Below are 18,947 nucleotides of genomic sequence, written 5' to 3' on the forward strand. Positions count from 1 at the left end.
GATTGCTGCTAAGCGTAGTCATTTAGCGAAAATCTCCAGCAATCGTGGCGCTATCTTGTCCAGCGGGCGAATTTCTACAGCGGCGTCGATGGCCGCTGCCGCTTTCGGCATGCCATACACCGCGCTGCTTTGTTGGTCCTGAGCGATGGTCAGGTAGCCCTGTTGGCGCATGAGTTTAAGCCCCTGCGCGCCATCGCGCCCCATGCCGGTCAATAAAACACCCACGGCATCGCCGTTCCAGTAACTGGCCACGCTCTCGAAAAACACATCGATCGAGGGCCGATAGATCTCGTTGACCGGCTCGGCGGTGTACGCCAGCGTGCCGTTTTTCAACAAGCGGATATGGTGGTTGGTGCCGGCCAGCAGCACGGTGCCGGCCTGTGGCTGTTCGCCTTCCTGGGCCAGGCGCACGTTCAGGCCGCTGGCGCTGCTGAGCCACTCGGCCATGCCGGCGGCGAACACCTGGTCGACGTGCTGCACCAGCACGATAGCGGCCGAAAAATCTCGCGGCAGCCCCTTGAGCAGTACTTCCAGCGCTGCCGGCCCGCCCGCGGACGAACCGATGGCGATCAATTTTTGCCGAGAGCCCGAATGACGCGACGGACTCGGCGCGGGTCGCGCCCGATTGCCCTTGTCGCCGATCAGCCAGCTGATGTTCAGGATCTTGCGCAGTAGCGGCGCCGCCGCTTCCTGGGCATTGCCGGCACCGATCGCCGGCGTATCGACCACATCCAGCGCCCCATGCCCCATGGCCTCGAACACCCGATGCACGTTCTGCTGACGGTCGACCGTGACAATCACAATGGCGCATGGCGTCTCGGCCATGATCCGCCGGGTCGCCTCGACGCCATCCATCACCGGCATGATCAGGTCCATCAGGATCAGGTCCGGGGTGTTTTCCACGCAACGTTGCACCGCCTCGGCCCCATTGCTGGCGACCCAGATCACCTCGTGCGCTGGCTCAAATGCCAAGGCGCGGCGCAAAGCCTCAACCGCCATGGGCATGTCGTTCACGATTGCGATTTTCATGCCCGCGCTCCTCCGATGAGCTCAACCACTGCATCAAGCAGGGCGTCGTCATGAAAACTGGCTTTGGCTAGATAATAGTCGGCCCCGGCGTCCAGTCCACGACGACGGTCTTCTTCACGGTCTTTATAGGACACCACCATAACCGGCAGCGATTGCAATCGATTGTCCCGACGCAATAAAGACACCAGTTCGATGCCATCCATGCGTGGCATATCGATGTCGGTAATCAGCAGATCGAAATCCTCCGAACGCAGGGCGTTCCAGCCATCCATGCCATCCACCGCCACGGCCACGTCGTAGCCGCGATTGACCAGCAATTTGCGCTGCAACTCGCGAACGGTCAGCGAGTCGTCGACCACCAGGACCCTTTTGCGCGCTGCTTCGACCGCCTGATTACCGTGGCGGGCAATACGTTCCAGGCGCCCGGTATTGAGCAGTTTATCCACGGACCGCAGCATGTCCTCGACGTCGACAATCAGCACCACCGAACCGTCGTCGAGCAAGGCGCCGGCAGAAATGTCCTGCACCTTGCCCAGACGCTCGTCCAGTGGCAAAACCACCAGCGTGCGCTCGCCAATAAACCGTTCGACCGCGACGCCGTAGATCGCATCGCGCTCGCGGATCACCACGACCTTGAGGGTTTGCTGACTGTTCTGACTCGCTGGGCGCTGGAGCAATTGGCTGGCGGCAACCAATCCGACGTGCCGGCCTTCGTACCAGAAGTGCTGACGGCCTTCGACCTGCACGATGTCCGCCGGCTCCAGGTCGCACATGCGCTCGATGTGAGCCAGCGGAAACGCATACGCCTCGTCGCCGACTTCGACCACCAGGCTGCGCACCACCGACAGTGTCAGCGGCACTTCGAGGTGGAAACGGCTGCCCTCGCCCGCCGTCTGCTCCAGCACCACTGCGCCGCGCAACTGACGAACCATGTGTTGAACCGCGTCCAGGCCGACGCCGCGTCCGGACACTTCAGTGACCTCGCCCCGCAGGCTGAAGCCCGGCAGGAACAGAAACGTCAACAGTTCCTCTTCGCTCAATTGCGCGGCGGTGTCCGGAGGCGACAACTGCCGTTCGATGATGCTGCGGCGGACCTTTTCCAGATCAACGCCGTTGCCGTCATCGCTCAGTTCCAGCACCAGCAGACCGGCCTGATTGGACGCGCGCAAGCGGATCAAACCTTCTTCCGGTTTACCGGCCAGCAACCGCTGCTCCGGGGATTCGATGCCGTGATCGACGGCGTTGCGCAGCAGGTGCGTCAGTGGCGCTTCGAGTTTCTCCAGGACGTCGCGGTCGACCTGGGTTTTCTCGCCTTCGATCTCCAGCCGTACCTGTTTGCCGAGGCTGCGACCCAGGTCGCGGACCATGCGCACTTGCCCGGTCAGTACATCGGCAAACGGCCGCATCCGACAGGCCAGCGCCGTGTCGTACAGAACTTGCGCGCGCTGACTGGCCTGCCAGGCGAACTCATCCAGTTCGGCGTTTTTTTCCACCAGCAATTGCTGGGATTCCGCCAGCAGCCGGCGAGCATCGTCGAGGGCTTCCCGGGCCTCCAGGCTCAAGGTCTGTTCCTTGAGATGGACGTTGAGGTTTTCCAGTGCCCGCAGGCCGTTGTTCTGCATGCGCTTCAGGCGCTGCATGGTGGCCAGGTGCGGTTTGAGGCGCTGGGTTTCCACCAGAGATTTACTCGACAGGTCGAGCAAACTGTTCAAGCGCTCGGCCGTAACGCGCAATACGCGCTCGCCACTTTCGGTGGTGCGTTTGGTCTTGGGCGAGGGCTCGGCGGCACCTACCGAAGGGGCTTGCGTGGCGGCCGGCATGGGCGACTCAACCGTGGCCGTCGGCGGCTCCAGCTGAAGTTCTGCCATCGGCGGCGCGATGGGGGCAACCGTCGCCATGTGAACAAGCAGCCGTCCCATCAAGACGACATAAGCTTCGATATCCGCAGGCGCCGGTGCGTTGTTCGGCGTCGCGATGCGCATCAGCAGATCGGTGCCCTGCAGCAAGGCATCAATGTGCTCGGGCCGCAGATACAACCGGCCTTCCTGGGCGCTGACCAGGTAATCTTCCATCACATGGGCAACGCTGACGCCGGCATCGACGCCGACAATTCGCGCCGCGCCTTTGAGCGAGTGAGCCGCGCGCATGCACGATTCAAGGTAATCGGCCTGGGTCGGATCGCGTTCAAGCGCCAGCAGCCCCGTGCTCAACACCAGGGTCTGGGCCTCGGCTTCCAGGCTGAACAGCTCCAGCAAAGAGGCGTCGCGCATTTGCTCAGGGGTCATGTGAGGCTCCGGGTCACGGCAGACAGCAGCTGTTCTTCATCCAGCCAACGCAGGCTGCGACCTTTGAATTGCAACACGCCACGGGTGTATTTGGCACTGGCCTGGTTGCCAGAGCGGGACGCCGCGTCGAGGGTGTGCTCCTCGATGGCATGGATGCCGTCGACTTCGTCCACCGGCACCACCACTGGCCCACCGTGGGCGGCAATGATCAACATCCGCGGCATCACGCGTGCGCCTGAAGCCACGCTGCTGGTGGCGTCCAGCCCCAGCAGTTCCACCAGCGAGAGGCACGCTACCAGTGCGCCGCGTACGTTCGCCACGCCGAGCAAGGCCCGGGAGCGCTGGTGCGGCAGGGAGTGGATGGCTTGCAGCGGCGCCACTTCCACCAGGCTGCGGGTGGCCAGGCCCAGCCATTCTTCACCGAGGCGAAACATCAACAGCGAGCGGGTTTTCACATCGCTTTGGACCGCGACCGAGACTTGCCCGCGGTCGTCCTGCTGCAACGCATAGCGGTCAAGCAAACGCGTGGCGGCGGCCGAATACACCGCGCAATTGCGGCAGTGAATGTGGTCGATCAACAGCGGGCAGGATTTGTCGCCGTGGATACCGATGCGATTCCAGCAATCATCGATGGCCTGGGCATCTTCATGGGTGAGGCTAAAGGTGTCGGCGGCGTTCATCGTTTGCGCTCACTGTCTGCGCGCTCGCTTCGGGCGGCGCGGTCCTGCAATCGTCGGGCGCCCGTCGTGTCGCCCTGGGATTGCAGCAAGGCCGCCAGGTGCATCAACGCGTCGGGATGTTGCGGTTCGAGGTACAACGCCTTGCGATAGAACCCCTGGGCTTCGAGGGCACTGCCGGCGACATCGCTGAGCAGTCCGAGCCAGTAAAACACTTGGGCCACCGGTTCATGACTGCGCAAATAGCTTTCGCACGCGGCGCGGGCTTCGGCGCTTTTGCCTTCGTTGGCCAGTGCGGCGATGTTAGCCAGCAATGTGGCGGCGTCCGGGTTGGCGGCTTTCGTCACCACCGGCAACGGCGTCACGGTTGCGAAAGGCCGGCTGCGCACGGGCGGCGGTGTCACGCTGCGCACCGGCTGGCGCGCCGGTAACTGAGTCGGCACAAAGGCTGGAACAGCTTCAGGCGCAAGGACGCTCTGCCGGCTGAACGCGAAAGACTGAGGAATTCCAATCGAGCGCATGCCGAAGCGCCCCAGCAAACTGCCCTCGGCCGGGCCGATAAACAGCACACCCTCGACATGGGTCAGGCGCTTGAGCACTTCGAACACTTGCTGCTGGGTGGTCTGATCGAAATAGATCAGCAGGTTGCGGCAGAACACGAAGTCATACGGTGGTTCGTTGGCCAGCAACGCCGGATCCAGCAGATTGCCGACCTGCAAGCGCACTTGTTCCAGTACTCGTTCGCCAAGGCGATAGCCATCGTCTTCAACGATGAAATGCCGGTCGCGGAATGCGACGTCCTGGCCACGAAACGAGTTTTTGCCGTACAGCGCGTGCTTGGCTTTTTCCACCGACAGCGGGCTGACGTCCATGCCTTCGACTTTGAACTGATGCGGTTTGAGTCCGGCATCCAGTAACGCCATGGCGATGGAATAGGGCTCTTCGCCGGTGGAACACGGCAGGCTGAGGATTCGCAGCGCGCGCATGTTGTTGATGTCGGCCAGGCGTTTTGTCGCCAGTTTCGCCAGGGTGGCAAAGGATTCCGGGTAACGGAAAAACCAGGTTTCGGGAACGATCACCGCTTCGATCAGCGCTTGTTGCTCATCCCGCGAGCCTTGCAAGGTGTGCCAATACTCATCGGCCGTCTGCGACCGTGATGCGGTGCTGCGCTGGCGCACGGCCCGCTCGATGATCGCCGGGCCCACCGAGGTCACGTCGAGGCCGATGCGCTCCTTGAGAAAATCGAAAAACCGCTGATCGCTGCTCATGGCCGCTCCTCAAGCAACGCCGGATCCAGTGGCGGTGACGGAAACAGCAGTGCGCGAACCTGTTCATCCAGCAGGTCGGCGACACGCACCCATTGCAGCAAACCTTGCGCATCTTCGCGAACAGGTCCGAGGTAAGGTGCCTGGCGATTGTCGAGACCATAAGGCTGAAAATCCGCCGGGTTGCAGCGCAGCGTGTCGGTCGCCTGTTCCAGGATCAGCCCGAGCAACTGCGCCTCAACGGATTCATCCGGACGATAATTGACCAGCACTAAACGCGTGCTGGTGCGGGCCTGAGCCGGTAAACCGAACGTCAGCGCACTGAGGTCGATGACCGGCACCACCGCGCCGCGATAGGCGAACACCCCGGCGACCCAGTCCGGTGCGCGGGGAATCGGCTTCAACGGCAGACGCGGCAGCACTTCCGCCACCTCGATCGCTTGCAGGGCATAACGCTCGCTGGCGATGCGAAACACCAGAAACAACGCCTGCATCGCCGGCTTCACGGCGGTGCGTTTGGCCGTGAGTTCGCTCATCAGACTTTGAATCGCGAAACGCCGCTACGCAGCCCGACGGCCACCTGGCTCAGTTCGTCGATGGCAAAACTGGCCTGGCGCAGGGACTCGACGGTCTGGCTGCTGGCATCGCCCAACTGCACCAGCGCGTGGTTGATCTGCTCGGCACCGGTGGCCTGGGCCTGCATGCCTTCGTTGACCATCAACACGCGCGGCGCCAGCGCCTGAACCTGATGGATGATCTGCGACAGCTGCTCACCGACCTGCTGCACCTCAGACATGCCGCGGCGCACTTCTTCGGAGAACTTGTCCATGCCCATGACCCCGGCCGACACCGCCGACTGGATCTCGCGCACCATCTGCTCGATGTCGTAAGTGGCCACGGCGGTCTGGTCCGCCAGACGCCGCACCTCGGTGGCGACCACGGCAAACCCGCGGCCGTATTCACCGGCCTTCTCGGCTTCAATAGCGGCGTTCAAGGAAAGAAGGTTGGTCTGGTCGGCGACCTTGACGATGGTCACGACCACTTGATTGATGTTGCCGGCCTTCTCGTTGAGGATCGCCAGTTTGGCGTTGACCAGATCCGCGGCGCCCATCACCGAGTGCATGGTCTCTTCCATACGCGCCAAGCCCTGCTGCCCGGAACCGGCCGCCACCGAGGCCTGATCGGCAGCGGTGGAGACTTCGGTCATGGTGCGTACCAGATCACGCGAGGTCGCGGCGATTTCACGGGATGTCGCGCCGATTTCCGTGGTGGTGGCGGCGGTTTCCGTGGCGGTGGCTTGTTGTTGCTTGGAGGTGGCGGCGATCTCGGTGACCGACGTGGTGACCTGCACCGACGAGCGCTGAGCCTGGGACACCAGCGACGTAAGCTCGGCCATCATGTCGTTGAAGCCGGTTTCCACGGCGCCGAATTCGTCCTTGCGCTCCAGGTTCAAGCGCCCACTCAAATCACCGGTGCGCATGATTTCGAGGATCTGCACGATGCGGTTCATCGGTGCCATGATCGCGCGCATCAGCAACAGGCCGCACAGACCGGCGGCCAAAACCGCCACCAGCAGGGAGATGCCCATGATGGTTTTCGCAGTGCCCACCGCGTCATCGATGTTCACGATGTCCTGATCCGCCACCGCCTTGTTTTCGCGCAGGATGTCATTGAGCTTCATGCGCCCTGCTGTCCACGCCGGGATCAGTTGTTCATTGAACAACTTGATGGCCTCGGCTTCCTGATTGCGCTTATGCAAGTCGAGCACTGCGGCCAGGATCTTGCCGTAATTCTCATGGAGTTTTTCGAAGGCTGCGAATTCGAGCTTGTCTTCGTCCGTGGTGACGGTGGCGCGATAGCTATTCATCGCGTCCAGCACGCGCGCTTCAAAATTCTTGAAGTCTGCGGCGTCCTCGGCGCTGATGCCCTGCCCTTCCTTCAAGCCCAGCATTTCCTGGATCTGGAGAAAACTGTCGACCCAGGCGCCACGAATCGTCGAGCTGTAATACACCCCTGGAAGCGCGTCATCACGAACGCTGGCTTCGCTGGCCTCGATCTTCAACAGCCGCGAATACGAGACGACGACCATCAGCAGCATGATGGCGATAATTACCGCAAAGCTCGCCAAAATGCGTTGGCGCAACGTCCAGTTCTTCACAGTCAGTCCTCGGGGGCCGTTTCAAATGTTGCGGAGTATAGCCGAGGGCGGTGTTTCATTTATAAGACGGATGCGCGGCAGTTCTCATCCAGAGGAAAAACGTCGGGAGCGCTATGAATGAGTGGCGTAGCGGATGACGTCTTCGCGGGCAAGCCATGCGCCTACAGGGCCTGGTGTCGCCCCCATATCATGTGGCCGACTCAAATCCTGCAGGAGCATGGCTTGCCCGCGAAGGCGATCTTGAGGGTTACAAAGAAGCCTGGCGCACCTGTTTTTCCAGCTCGGCCTTGAGGCCCGGTTCCAGCTTCAGCTGGCGCGCCAGTTCATCCAGGTAGGACTTCTCCATGAAGTTCTCTTCGTCCACCAGCATTACGCTGGCGATGTACATCTCGGCGGCCATTTCCGGGGTGCTGGCGGCGCGCGCCACATCGGTTGGATCGAGCGGTTTGTTGAGTTCGGCGTGCAGCCAGTGTTGCAGCTCCTGATCATTGTCGAGTTTGGTGAACTCGCCTTCGATCAACGCCCGCTCGCGCTCATCGACATGGCCGTCAGCCTTGGCCGCGGCCACCAGCGCCTTGAGAATCGCCTGGCTGTGTTGCTCGACCTGCGCCGTCGGCACGCGGTCCACGGTTTGCGGCTCTTGCTTCGGTGCAGTGCCCTGCTGGGCCTGCCAGTTGCCGTAAGCCTTGTAGGCAATCACGCCCAATGCCGCGAGGCCGCCGTAGATGGCCACTTTGCCGCCGACCTTGCGAACTTTCTTGTTGCCGATCAAAAGGCCCATGGCACCCGCCGCCAGCGCACCGCCACCCGCGCCCGAGAGCAAACTGCCAAGCCCGCCCGAACCACCGCTGCCGCCGAGCAAGCTGCCCAATCCACCGCTGGACGCTTTGTTCTGCGAGCCACTGGCCTTGTTCTGCAACATGTCCTGGCCAGATTTGAGCAACTGATCGAGCAATCCACGGGTATTCATTCTTGCCGCCTCCACAAATGGGGTAAACCAGACACTGAGGCCACCAGCCTAGATCGAAAGTGCCCAGCCCCTCCCGGCGAGAGTGCTTCCAGATGTTGCTCAACTTCTTTAATGCAAAAAAGCCTATCGATTAAAAAGATATACACTCGAGTGAATCTATAAAAACCGCCCACCGGGTACTTCTTCATGATGACCTTGCGTCAAATCCGCCATTTCATCGCCGTGGCCGAGACCGGATCGATCTCCGCCGCCGCGCAAGCCGCGTTCATTTCCCAATCGACATTGACCCTGGCGATCCAGCAACTCGAAGAAGAGATTGGCGTCGGCCTGTTCAACCGACACGCCAAGGGCATGAGCCTGACGCACCAGGGCCATCAATTCCTGCGCCAGGCGCACCTGATTCTGGCCACCGTGGACAACGCCAAGCGCAGCCTGCAACAAAGCACCGACCAGGTCGCCGGGCAATTGATCATCGGTGTGACCAGCCTCGTCGCCGGTTACTACCTCGCGGATTTACTCACCCGCTTTCAGCGCGCCTACCCCAACGTCGAGATCCGCGTGATGGAGGACGAGCGCCCGTATATCGAGCATTTGCTGGTCAGCGGCGAGATCGATGTCGGCGTGTTGATCCTCTCCAACCTCGAGGACCGCCACGCCCTGCAAACGGAAGTGCTGACCCATTCGCCTCATCGGTTATGGCTGCCGGCCCAGCATCCGCTGCTGGAACACGACAGCATCAACCTCGCCGACGTCGCCCGTGAGCCGTTGATTCAACTGAACGTCGATGAAATGGACCGCAATGCCCAGCGCATGTGGTCGGCGGCGTCGCTTCAACCACGCATCACCCTGAAAACCGCCTCGACCGAAGCGGTACGAAGCCTGGTGGCCGCAGGGTTGGGCGTATCGATCCAGCCCGACATGACGTACCGCCCATGGTCATTGGAGGGCGACATCATCGAAGCGCGGCCAATCGCCGACCTGAGCCAGACCCTCGACGTCGGCCTGGCCTGGCGTCGTGGCACGGCGCGCCCGGCGCTGGTGGACCCGTTCCTGACCGTGGCACGCGAACAACCCCACGGCGGGCGCAAGCCATCTATTTAATCGAATGCCACCTTCAGTATTTAGTATTTGTCGACCTCGGGTCCGGGCACTAGTCTTGGTACATCTATAAGACGGCCGGGCCCCAGTCACTGGGAGCAGCATGGCCACACAAGAAAAGAGATCCCGAAAAATGACTGGCGCGCAGACCCCGCTGTTCACCGCGTTGCTGATCGATGGCGAACTGGTCGCGGGTCAGGGCTTTGTCGAGCCGATCCTCAATCCCGCCACCGGTGAGGTGCTGACGCACATCGCCGAAGCCAGCACCGAGCAAGTCGAAGCCGCGATCCTCGCGGCCCATCATGCGTTCGCCAGTTGGTCGCGGACCACGCCACAGCAGCGCTCGAACCTGCTGCTGGACATCGCCAACGCCATCGAAAAACAAGCCGACCTGCTCGCCCGCCTCGAATCCCTGAACTGCGGCAAACCCTTGCACCTGGCGCGTCAGGACGACTTGAGCGCGACGGTCGACGTGTTTCGCTTCTTCGCCGGCGCCGTGCGCTGCCAGACCGGCCAGCTCAGTGGCGAATACCTGCCGGGTTACACCAGCATGGTGCGTCGCGATCCTATTGGGGTTGTAGCGTCCATCGCGCCGTGGAACTACCCGATCATGATGGCCGCGTGGAAAATCGCCCCGGCCCTCGCCGCCGGCAACACGCTGGTGTTCAAACCGTCCGAGCACACGCCGTTGTCGATTCTGGCCCTGGCGCCCGCGCTGGCCGACATCCTGCCGCGCGGCGTGATCAACATCATTTGTGGCGGCGGTGAAGGCGTTGGCAGCCACTTGGTGAGCCACCCGAAAATCCGCATGGTGTCGCTGACCGGCGATATCGTCACCGGACAAAAAATCCTGCAAGCCGCGGCAAAAACCTTGAAGCGCACGCACCTCGAACTCGGCGGCAAGGCGCCGGTGATCGTCTGCAACGATGCCGACATTCAGGCCGTGGTCGAAGGCGTGCGCACGTACGGTTACTACAACGCCGGCCAGGACTGCACCGCGGCCTGCCGGATTTATGCACAGGCCGGCATTCATGACCGACTGGTGGCCGAACTCGGCGCAGCGGTCAGCAGCCTGCGCTTCGCCGGCAAACGCGATGCCGACAATGAAATCGGCCCGCTTATCAGCACCCGCCAGCGCGACCGGGTGGCCAGTTTCGTCGAACGCGCCCTCGGCCAGCCGCACATCGAGCGGGTGACCGGTGCGGCCGTGCATTCCGGCGCCGGCTTCTATTACCAGCCGACCCTGCTGGCCGGCTGCAAACAGAGCGATGAAATCGTCCAGCGCGAAGTGTTCGGGCCGGTGGTCACCGTGACCCGCTTCGACGGGCTCGAACAAGCAGTGGACTGGGCCAACGATTCGGAATACGGCCTCGCGTCTTCGGTCTGGACCCAGAACCTCGACAAAGCCATGCAAGTGGCCGCGCGCTTGCAGTACGGCTGCACCTGGATCAACAGCCATTTCATGCTGGTCAGCGAAATGCCCCATGGCGGCCTGAAACGTTCGGGTTACGGCAAAGACTTGTCCAGCGATTCGCTTCAGGACTACAGCGTGGTGCGGCACATCATGGCGCGCCACGGACAGCATTTATAAAAGCGCACTACGCTAACAATTAGCCGTAAAGGCATTGATGTTGAAACGTTGGAACAACGCGAATCCCTTGCAGGAGCTGGCTTGCCAGCGAAGGCGTCGGTCCAGTTGACAACCAGGTTGACTGACCCACCGCTATCGCCAGCAAGCCGGCGCCTACGAGGATCGTGTTTACAACGCTGAACCACGTTCACAACTGCCCCGACCATAATTAAAGAAGAGGGAATCCCCATGTTCGTGCACAAGACCGCACTGCTCAGTGCAATCACTACCGCGCTGCTGGCCAGCGCCAGTATCCAGGCCGCCGAACCGCTGAAAGCCGTCGGTGCCGGCGAAGGTCAGCTGGATATCGTCGCCTGGCCCGGTTACATCGAACGTGGTGAAAGCGACAAGGCCTACGACTGGGTGACCGATTTCGAGAAGGAAACCGGCTGCAAGGTGAACGTGAAAACGGCGGCCACTTCCGATGAGATGGTCAGCCTGATGTCCAAGGGCGGTTACGACCTGGTGACCGCGTCGGGCGATGCGTCGCTGCGGTTGATCGTCGGCAAGCGTGTACAGCCGATCAACACGGCGTTGATTCCGAACTGGAAGAACCTTGACCCGCGTCTCAAGGATGGCCCGTGGTACGTCGTCAACAAACAAACCTTTGGCACTCCGTATCAGTGGGGCCCGAACGTGTTGATGTACAACACCAACGTCTTCAAGACCGCGCCGGACAGCTGGGGGGTGGTGTTCGAGGAACAGAACCTGCCGGACGGCAAGTCCAACAAGGGCCGGGTTCAGGCCTACGACGGTCCGATCTACATCGCCGATGCGGCGCTGTATCTCAAGTCGAAGCGGCCGGAACTGGGGATCAAGGACCCCTACCAGCTCAACGAAGAACAATACAAAGCCGCGCTGGACCTGCTGCGTAAACAGCAGCCGTTGGTCCACCGCTACTGGCATGACGCGACCGTGCAGATGAGTGACGTCAAAAACGAAGGCGTCGTGGCGTCCAGCAGCTGGGGCTACATGGTCAACGGCCTGATGGCGGACAAGCAGCCGGTGGCTTCGGTCATTCCGAAAGAAGGTGCAACGGGTTGGGCCGACACCACCATGCTGCACGCCGACGCCAAGCACCCGAACTGTGCTTACAAGTGGATGGACCATTCGCTGCAACCGAAAGTCCAGGGTGACCTGGCCGCCTGGTTCGGTTCGTTGCCGTCGGTTCCGGCGGGATGCAAGGAGAGCGAATTGCTGGGCGCCGAAGGCTGCAAAACCAACGGTTTCGACCAGTTCGACAAGATCGCCTTCTGGAAAACCCCGCAGGCTGAAGGTGGCAAGTTCGTGCCGTACAGCCGCTGGACCCAGGACTACATCGCGATCATGGGCGGTCGCTGACAGCTGAAGGTCCTTCGGACCTTTATCGCCAGCAAGCCGGCTCCTACAGAGTACGCGTACCCCGTGCAGGAGCCGGCTTGCTGGCGATGCTTTTCAAGATTCCAGATTCCCGGAGCACCGCACCATGACGCTTGCAGTCCAGTTCACCAACGTTTCCCGTCTATTCGGCGAAGTGAAAGCCGTAGACCGGGTTTCCATCGACATCCAGGACGGCGAGTTCTTTTCCATGCTGGGCCCTTCCGGCTCGGGCAAAACCACGTGTTTGCGCCTGATCGCCGGTTTTGAACAACCGAGCGCAGGCTCGATCCGGATTCATGGCCACGAAGCCGCCGGGCTGCCGCCGTATGAGCGTGACGTCAACACGGTGTTTCAGGACTACGCGCTGTTCCCGCACATGAACGTGCTCGACAACGTAGCCTACGGTTTGAAAGTCAAAGGCGTCGGCAAAACAGAACGCCGCAAGCGCGCCGAAGAAGCCCTCGACATGGTCGCCCTCGGCGGCTACGGCGAGCGCAAGCCGGTGCAACTCTCCGGTGGTCAACGCCAGCGCGTGGCCCTGGCCCGCGCCTTGGTCAATCGCCCTCGGGTGTTGCTGCTCGACGAACCCCTCGGCGCCCTCGACTTGAAACTGCGCGAGCAAATGCAGAGCGAGCTGAAAAAGCTGCAGCGCCAGCTCGGCATCACCTTCATCTTCGTCACCCACGATCAGACCGAAGCCTTGTCGATGTCCGACCGCGTGGCTGTTTTCAACAAGGGTCGCATCGAGCAGGTCGACACACCGCGCAACCTCTACATGAAACCGGCGACCACCTTTGTCGCGGAGTTCGTCGGCACCTCCAACGTGATTCGCGGCGATCTGGCGCAGCAACTCAGCGGCAATCCGCAGCCGTTTTCGATCCGCCCGGAACACGTGCGTTTCGCCGAAGGCCCGCTGGCCAGTCACGAGATCGAAGTCAGCGGTTTGCTCCACGACGTTCAGTACCAGGGCAGCGCCACCCGCTATGAACTGAAACTGGAAAACGGCCAGACCCTGAACATTAGCCAGGCCAACAATCAATGGCTGGACGTCAGCGCGCAACATCAGACCGGGCAACGCATCAGCGCACGCTGGGCGCGGGAAGCGATGATCCCGTTGCACGACACCGTTGCCGGCGGGGTGTGAGATGACCAGCGTGGCTCTTCCTCAAACCCCGGCCGGCGGCTCGCCGTTACGCAGGTTTTCCAACCTGCTGTATCGCCGGCCGAACTTTTACCTGTCGCTGCTGCTGGTGCCGCCGTTGTTGTGGTTCGGCGCGATCTACCTTGGTTCGCTGTTGGTGCTGTTGTGGCAAGGCTTCTATACCTTCGACGATTTCACCATGGCGGTCACGCCCGACCTGACCCTGGCGAACTTCGCCGCGCTGTTCCAGCCCTCGAACTTCGACATCATCCTGCGCACCCTGAGCATGGCGGTCGTGGTCTCGATCGCCAGCGCCATCGTCGCGTTCCCGATTGCCTACTACATGGCGCGCTACACCACGGGCAAAACCAAGGCGTTTTTCTACATCGCTGTGATGATGCCGATGTGGGCCAGCTACATCGTGAAGGCCTACGCCTGGACCTTGTTGCTGGCCAAGGGCGGCGTGGCGCAATGGTTCGTTCAGCACCTTGGACTGGAGCCGGTGTTGCAGTTCGTGCTGGGCATTCCGGGTGTGGGTGGCAGCACCTTGTCGACCTCACACCTGGGGCGCTTCATGGTGTTCGTCTACATCTGGCTGCCATTCATGATTCTGCCGATTCAGGCCTCACTGGAACGCCTGCCGCCGTCGTTGCTGCAAGCCTCCGCCGACCTCGGCGCCAAGCCACGCCAGACCTTCATGCAGGTGATTCTGCCGCTGTCGATTCCGGGCATCGCCGCCGGTTCGATCTTCACGTTTTCGCTGACCCTGGGCGACTTCATCGTGCCGCAACTGGTGGGCCCGCCGGGGTACTTCGTCGGCAGCATGGTGTACGCCCAGCAAGGCGCGATCGGCAACATGCCGATGGCCGCGGCCTTCACGCTGGTGCCGATTGTGTTGATCGCCATTTACCTGACCATCGTCAAACGACTGGGGGCCTTCGATGCACTCTGAGAAAGCTTCATTGGGTCTGCGCATTGCTGCCTGGGGCGGATTGGTGTTTCTGCACTTCCCGATCCTGATCATCTTCCTGTACGCCTTCAACACCGAAGACGCGGCGTTCAGTTTTCCGCCCAAGGGTTTCACCCTGAAGTGGATCGGCGTGGCGTTCTCGCGACCGGACGTGCTGGAAGCGATCAAGCTGTCGCTGCAGATCGCCTCCGTCGCCACGTTGATCGCACTGGTGCTTGGCACGCTGGCATCGGCCGCGTTGTACCGTCGGGATTTTTTCGGCAAACAAGGCATCTCGCTGATGCTGATTTTGCCCATCGCATTGCCGGGGATCATCACCGGGATCGCGCTGCTGGCGACGTTCAAGACGCTGGGGATCGAGCCGGGGATGTTCACCATCATCGTCGGCCACGCGACCTTCTGTGTGGTGATCGTCTACAACAACGTCATCGCCCGTTTGCGCCGTACATCGCACAGTTTGATCGAAGCCTCGATGGACCTCGGTGCCGATGGCTGGCAGACCTTCCGCTACATCGTCCTGCCGAACCTTGGCTCGGCATTGCTCGCCGGCGGCATGCTCGCGTTTGCGCTGTCGTTCGACGAAATCATCGTCACCACCTTCACCGCCGGCCATGAACGCACCCTGCCGCTGTGGCTGCTCAACCAGCTCAGCCGCCCACGGGACGTGCCGGTGACCAACGTCGTCGCGATGCTGGTGATGATGGTGACCATGCTGCCGATTCTCGGCGCCTATTACCTGACCCGCGGCGGTGAGAGCGTGGCGGGGAGTGGCGGGAAGTAACGAAGAACACCGATCCCAGTGTGCGAACCCAATCCTGTAGGAGCTGGCTTGCTAGCGATTACTGACCGACGTTCAACATAGATGTGGGCTGACACACCGCGATCGCTAGCAAGCCAGCTCCTACAGGATCCGGTTTCTCCAGAGAAAAATAATAGATTCAAAGAGGACAACGCCATGCAAACCAAACTCTTGATCAACGGCCAACTCATCGACGGCGAAGGCCCCGCCCAACCGGTGTTCAACCCGGCCCTCGGTCGCGTGCTGGTGGAAATCAACGAAGCCAGCGAAGCCCAGGTCGACTCCGCTGTACGGGCCGCCGACGCCGCGTTCGACAGCTGGTCGCACACCCCGCCAAAAGAGCGCTCGCTGCTCTTGCTCAAACTCGCCGACGCCATCGAAGCCCACGGCGAAGAGCTGGCCAAACTCGAATCCGATAACTGCGGCAAACCCTACAGCGCCGCGCTGAACGACGAGATCCCGGCGATTGCCGACGTGTTCCGTTTCTTCGCCGGCGCCAGTCGTTGCATGAGCGGCTCGGCCGGCGGTGAATACCTGGCCGGCCACACCTCGATGATCCGCCGCGATCCGGTGGGCGTGATCGCCTCCATCGCGCCGTGGAACTACCCGCTGATGATGGTCGCCTGGAAAATCGCCCCAGCCCTCGCCGCCGGGAACACCGTGGTGCTCAAGCCGTCGGAACAGACCCCGCTGACCGCGTTGCGCCTGGCACAACTGGCGTCGGAAATCTTCCCGGCCGGTGTGCTCAACCTGGTGTTCGGCCGTGGTCCTACCGTCGGTAGCCCGCTGGTCACCCACCCGAAAGTGCGCATGGTGTCACTGACCGGATCGATCGCCACCGGTTCGAACATCATTTCCAGCACCGCCAGCAGCGTCAAGCGCATGCACATGGAACTGGGCGGCAAAGCCCCGGTGATCATCTTCGACGACGCCGACATCGACGCCGCTGTCGAAGGCATTCGCACCTTCGGTTTCTACAACGCCGGCCAGGACTGCACCGCCGCCTGCCGCATCTACGCGCAGGAAGGCATCTACGAGACATTCGTCGAGAAGCTCGGCGCAGCGGTCAGCAGCATCAAGTATGGCCTGCAGGATGACCCGTCGACCGAACTCGGGCCGCTGATCACCGCGCAGCACCGCGACCGGGTAGCCGGGTTCGTCGACCGCGCCGTGGCGCAACCGCACATCCGCCTGATCACTGGCGGCAAGGCAGTTGAAGGCAACGGCTTCTTCTTCGAACCGACGGTGCTGGCCGATGCACAGCAGGACGACGAAATCGTCCGCCGCGAAGTGTTCGGCCCGGTGGTGTCGGTGACCAAATTCACCGATGAAGCGCAGGTGCTCGGCTGGGCCAACGATTCGGACTACGGCCTGGCGTCGTCGGTGTGGACCGCCGACGTTGGCCGCGCGCATCGCCTGTCGGCGCGCTTGCAGTACGGCTGCACCTGGGTGAACACGCACTTCATGCTGGTCAGCGAAATGCCTCACGGCGGTCAGAAATTGTCCGGGTATGGGAAGGACATGTCGATGTATGGGCTGGAAGATTACACCGTTGTGCGGCATGTGATGTTCAAGCATTAAAAGCATCGCCAGCAAGCCGGCTCCTACGGTGGTTTGTGTCGTGCGCCATGAATGTGTACGACACAAACCACCGTAGGAGCCGGCTTGCTGGCGATGGCGTCACCGCGGTTTCAAGGCAGAAACCGGCAACACGCACCTCCAGGCTTCAACGCAGACAAACAAAACAATAACCACCGATCCGGGCAGCGCCGCCAAGGCGCCGCCACGGTTTCGGACATCCGAAATCTGCCGATTTTCCGGAGTTAACACACTATGAGTGCACTACCCGAACTCACCGCAGTCGCCATCGACAGCGATGCCGAGCAACTGCGCAAGCTGGGTTACACCTCCAACTTCAACCGCAGCATGAGCCTGTGGGAAAACTTCGCCCTGGGCTTCACTTACCTCTCTCCGGTTGTAGGGGTTTATACCCTCTTCGGCCTGTGCCTGGCCGCCGGTGGGCCACCGATGTTCTGGGCGTATTTGCTGGTCGGTTGCGGCCAGTTGCTGGTGTGCCTGATCTTCGGTGAAGTGGTCTCGCAGTTCCCGATTTCCGGTGGCGTCTATCCGTGGGCTCGCCGCTTGGTGGGCAAGCGCTGGGCGTGGATGGTCGGCTGGATCTACTCCATCGCCCTGTGCGTCACCATCGCTGCCGTTGCCGTGGGCGCCGGTCCGTACCTCGCGGCAATGATGGGCTTTGAACCGAATAACAACACCAACATTGTCATCGCTCTGGTGCTGACGTTGTTTGCCACACTGGTCAACCTCAGCGGCACCAAAGTGCTGGCGCGAATCGCCATGTTCGGCTTCCTCTGCGAACTGGTCGGTGCGGTGATCGTCGGCGTTTACCTGTTGATTTTCGAACGTCATCAATCGATCAGCGTGCTGTTCAACACCTTCGACATCAGCATCAATGGCTCCTACCTGCCGGCCTTCCTCACCGCCTCGCTGGCGGGGATGTTCCTGTACTACGGCTTCGAAGCCTGCGGCGACGTAGCGGAAGAAACCCCGAACCCGAGCAAGCAAATCCCGGTGGCGATGCGCATGACCATCTACATCGGCGGCATCGCGGCGATGTTCGCCTGCCTAGCGCTGATCCTCGCCGTGCCCGACATGCAAGCCGTGATCAACGGCACCGACAAAGACCCGGTCACCACCATCCTCAACAACGCCTTCGGCCCGGTCGGTTCGAAAGTGGTGATGGGCGTGGTGATGATTTCCTTCATCTCCTGCGTCATCAGCCTGCAAGCGGCAGCGAGTCGTCTGCTGTATTCCTACGCCCGGGATGAAATGGTCATCGGCAGTTCACTGCTGAAAAAGATTTCACCTGCAACCCAGGTTCCGGTTGCCGCACTGTTCGTCTCCGGCGTCCTGCCAGCGTTGATCATCATTCTGGGCTTCTTCCTGCAAGACGCGGTGGCCACCATCGTCAGCTTCGCCGCCATCGGTATCTACCTGGCGTTCCAGATGATCGTGCTCGCGGCGCTGTATGCCCGCCTGAAAGGCTGGAAACCGAGCGGCAAATTCACCCTCGGTGCATGGGGTTGGCCGGTGAACATCGGCGCGCTGGTCTACGGCGTCGGCGCCATCATCAACATGGCCTGGCCGCGCACGCCGGACGCGGCGTGGTACATCAACTATGCGATGGTGCTAAGCACGGCGATCGTGATTGGGTTGGGGTTGGTTTACATGTGGATTGCCAAGCCGTATGACCATGGTACGGCGCCTGCTGGGGATGCCTGGAAGGTTCGTCACTAAGGACAATTACCCCCGGGATCCTATTGGCTCCCGGGGCAAGCTTCACTCGTCAAACGGCATCTGCCATCCCCCGCAGCTCCGTCTGAAACTCATCCTCATTTCATCCCCACTGTTTTTTCCCCGCCACACCCGCTTCCTCCACGCCATCATCCAAGCCAACCAAGCCTGGTTCTGCGTCCACCACTTGGGACGTTTGATGTAAGAGCCGGCTTGCTGGCGATGGGCGCAAAGGCGCTACGTTGAACCCG

The 18,947-nt window shown here is 61.5% G+C and carries 15 protein-coding genes; 8 read left to right on the forward strand and 7 right to left on the reverse strand.

The features are described from left to right. Positions 1-18 precede the first annotated feature (18 nt). The 7 genes from FBY04_RS04935 to FBY04_RS04965 form a co-directional block, all read right to left on the reverse strand. Entirely contained in the window at positions 19-1,029 is a 1,011-nt protein-coding gene (locus tag FBY04_RS04935; RefSeq protein WP_145314689.1) for a chemotaxis response regulator protein-glutamate methylesterase, read from the reverse strand. Beyond that, complete coding sequence (locus FBY04_RS04940) at positions 1,026-3,314, reverse strand: hybrid sensor histidine kinase/response regulator (RefSeq protein WP_145314690.1); 2,289 nt, start codon at positions 3,312-3,314, stop codon at positions 1,026-1,028. Before FBY04_RS04940 ends, FBY04_RS04935 begins: the two co-directional genes overlap by 4 nt. Further along, entirely contained in the window at positions 3,311-3,994 is a 684-nt protein-coding gene (locus FBY04_RS04945) for a chemotaxis protein CheW (protein WP_145314691.1), read from the reverse strand. Before FBY04_RS04945 ends, FBY04_RS04940 begins: the two co-directional genes overlap by 4 nt. Further along, a complete protein-coding gene (locus FBY04_RS04950) occupies positions 3,991-5,259 on the reverse strand; it encodes a protein-glutamate O-methyltransferase CheR (protein WP_145314692.1) in 1,269 nt (422 codons plus the stop codon). The genes FBY04_RS04945 and FBY04_RS04950 overlap by 4 nt, the downstream gene beginning before the upstream one ends. After that, a complete protein-coding gene (locus FBY04_RS04955; protein WP_145314693.1) occupies positions 5,256-5,792 on the reverse strand; it encodes a chemotaxis protein CheW in 537 nt (178 codons plus the stop codon). The genes FBY04_RS04950 and FBY04_RS04955 overlap by 4 nt, the downstream gene beginning before the upstream one ends. Next, positions 5,792-7,414 (reverse strand): methyl-accepting chemotaxis protein, encoded by a 1,623-nt coding sequence (locus tag FBY04_RS04960; protein WP_084321919.1) that lies wholly within the window; start codon positions 7,412-7,414, stop codon positions 5,792-5,794. The genes FBY04_RS04955 and FBY04_RS04960 overlap by 1 nt, the downstream gene beginning before the upstream one ends. Positions 7,415-7,661: 247 nt before the next feature. After that, positions 7,662-8,384 (reverse strand): tellurite resistance TerB family protein, encoded by a 723-nt coding sequence (locus FBY04_RS04965; RefSeq protein WP_145314694.1) that lies wholly within the window; start codon positions 8,382-8,384, stop codon positions 7,662-7,664. 186 nt (positions 8,385-8,570) lie between these two features. Here FBY04_RS04965 and FBY04_RS04970 point away from each other — a divergent pair, with 186 nt between their 5' ends. The 8 genes from FBY04_RS04970 to FBY04_RS05005 all read left to right on the forward strand — a co-directional run bounded on the left by FBY04_RS04970 (position 8,571) and on the right by FBY04_RS05005 (position 18,699). After that, a complete protein-coding gene (locus tag FBY04_RS04970) occupies positions 8,571-9,485 on the forward strand; it encodes a LysR family transcriptional regulator (RefSeq protein ID WP_084321917.1) in 915 nt (304 codons plus the stop codon). Positions 9,486-9,615: 130 nt separating this feature from the next. Further along, entirely contained in the window at positions 9,616-11,073 is a 1,458-nt protein-coding gene (locus FBY04_RS04975; protein WP_145314695.1) for a gamma-aminobutyraldehyde dehydrogenase, read from the forward strand. A 228-nt stretch (positions 11,074-11,301) separates the two neighbouring features. Then, a complete protein-coding gene (ydcS, locus tag FBY04_RS04980; protein WP_084321915.1) occupies positions 11,302-12,453 on the forward strand; it encodes a putative ABC transporter substrate-binding protein YdcS in 1,152 nt (383 codons plus the stop codon). A gap of 124 nt (positions 12,454-12,577) precedes the next feature. Continuing rightward, on the forward strand, positions 12,578-13,615 hold the full coding sequence (locus FBY04_RS04985) for an ABC transporter ATP-binding protein (RefSeq protein ID WP_084321914.1): 1,038 nt from the start codon (positions 12,578-12,580) through the stop codon (positions 13,613-13,615). Between the two features lies 1 nt (position 13,616). Then, positions 13,617-14,564, forward strand: coding sequence for an ABC transporter permease (locus FBY04_RS04990; RefSeq protein ID WP_084321913.1), 948 nt, complete (start codon positions 13,617-13,619; stop codon positions 14,562-14,564). Next, a complete protein-coding gene (locus FBY04_RS04995; RefSeq protein ID WP_084321912.1) occupies positions 14,554-15,363 on the forward strand; it encodes an ABC transporter permease in 810 nt (269 codons plus the stop codon). The genes FBY04_RS04990 and FBY04_RS04995 overlap by 11 nt, the downstream gene beginning before the upstream one ends. Before the next feature lie 174 nt (positions 15,364-15,537). Continuing rightward, positions 15,538-16,962 carry a gamma-aminobutyraldehyde dehydrogenase gene (locus FBY04_RS05000; protein WP_084321911.1) on the forward strand — a complete coding sequence of 475 codons (1,425 nt, stop codon included), beginning with the start codon at positions 15,538-15,540 and terminating at the stop codon, positions 16,960-16,962. Positions 16,963-17,214: 252 nt separating this feature from the next. Next, positions 17,215-18,699: an APC family permease gene (locus FBY04_RS05005; RefSeq protein ID WP_145314696.1), complete on the forward strand. Its 1,485-nt coding sequence runs from the start codon at positions 17,215-17,217 to the stop codon at positions 18,697-18,699. Positions 18,700-18,947: the final 248 nt, after the last annotated feature.

It is taken from the genome of Pseudomonas sp. SJZ080 (assembly GCF_007828295.1).
In the GTDB taxonomy this organism is placed as follows: Bacteria; Pseudomonadota; Gammaproteobacteria; order Pseudomonadales; family Pseudomonadaceae; genus Aquipseudomonas; species Aquipseudomonas migulae_A.

Excerpts from the sequence above, each read along its gene's own strand:
- FBY04_RS04935 (WP_145314689.1), bottom strand. The coding sequence starts at position 1,029 with ATGAAAATCGCAATCGTGAACGACATGCCCATGGCGGTTGAGGCTTTG.
- FBY04_RS04940 (WP_145314690.1), bottom strand. The coding sequence starts at position 3,314 with ATGACCCCTGAGCAAATGCGCGACGCCTCTTTGCTGGAGCTGTTCAGC.
- FBY04_RS04945 (WP_145314691.1), bottom strand. The coding sequence starts at position 3,994 with ATGAACGCCGCCGACACCTTTAGCCTCACCCATGAAGATGCCCAGGCC.
- FBY04_RS04950 (WP_145314692.1), bottom strand. The coding sequence starts at position 5,259 with ATGAGCAGCGATCAGCGGTTTTTCGATTTTCTCAAGGAGCGCATCGGC.
- FBY04_RS04955 (WP_145314693.1), bottom strand. The coding sequence starts at position 5,792 with ATGAGCGAACTCACGGCCAAACGCACCGCCGTGAAGCCGGCGATGCAG.
- FBY04_RS04965 (WP_145314694.1), bottom strand. The coding sequence starts at position 8,384 with ATGAATACCCGTGGATTGCTCGATCAGTTGCTCAAATCTGGCCAGGAC.
- FBY04_RS04970 (WP_084321917.1), top strand. The coding sequence starts at position 8,571 with ATGATGACCTTGCGTCAAATCCGCCATTTCATCGCCGTGGCCGAGACC.
- FBY04_RS04975 (WP_145314695.1), top strand. The coding sequence starts at position 9,616 with ATGACTGGCGCGCAGACCCCGCTGTTCACCGCGTTGCTGATCGATGGC.
- ydcS (WP_084321915.1), top strand. The coding sequence starts at position 11,302 with ATGTTCGTGCACAAGACCGCACTGCTCAGTGCAATCACTACCGCGCTG.
- FBY04_RS04985 (WP_084321914.1), top strand. The coding sequence starts at position 12,578 with ATGACGCTTGCAGTCCAGTTCACCAACGTTTCCCGTCTATTCGGCGAA.
- FBY04_RS04990 (WP_084321913.1), top strand. The coding sequence starts at position 13,617 with ATGACCAGCGTGGCTCTTCCTCAAACCCCGGCCGGCGGCTCGCCGTTA.
- FBY04_RS04995 (WP_084321912.1), top strand. The coding sequence starts at position 14,554 with ATGCACTCTGAGAAAGCTTCATTGGGTCTGCGCATTGCTGCCTGGGGC.
- FBY04_RS05000 (WP_084321911.1), top strand. The coding sequence starts at position 15,538 with ATGCAAACCAAACTCTTGATCAACGGCCAACTCATCGACGGCGAAGGC.
- FBY04_RS05005 (WP_145314696.1), top strand. The coding sequence starts at position 17,215 with ATGAGTGCACTACCCGAACTCACCGCAGTCGCCATCGACAGCGATGCC.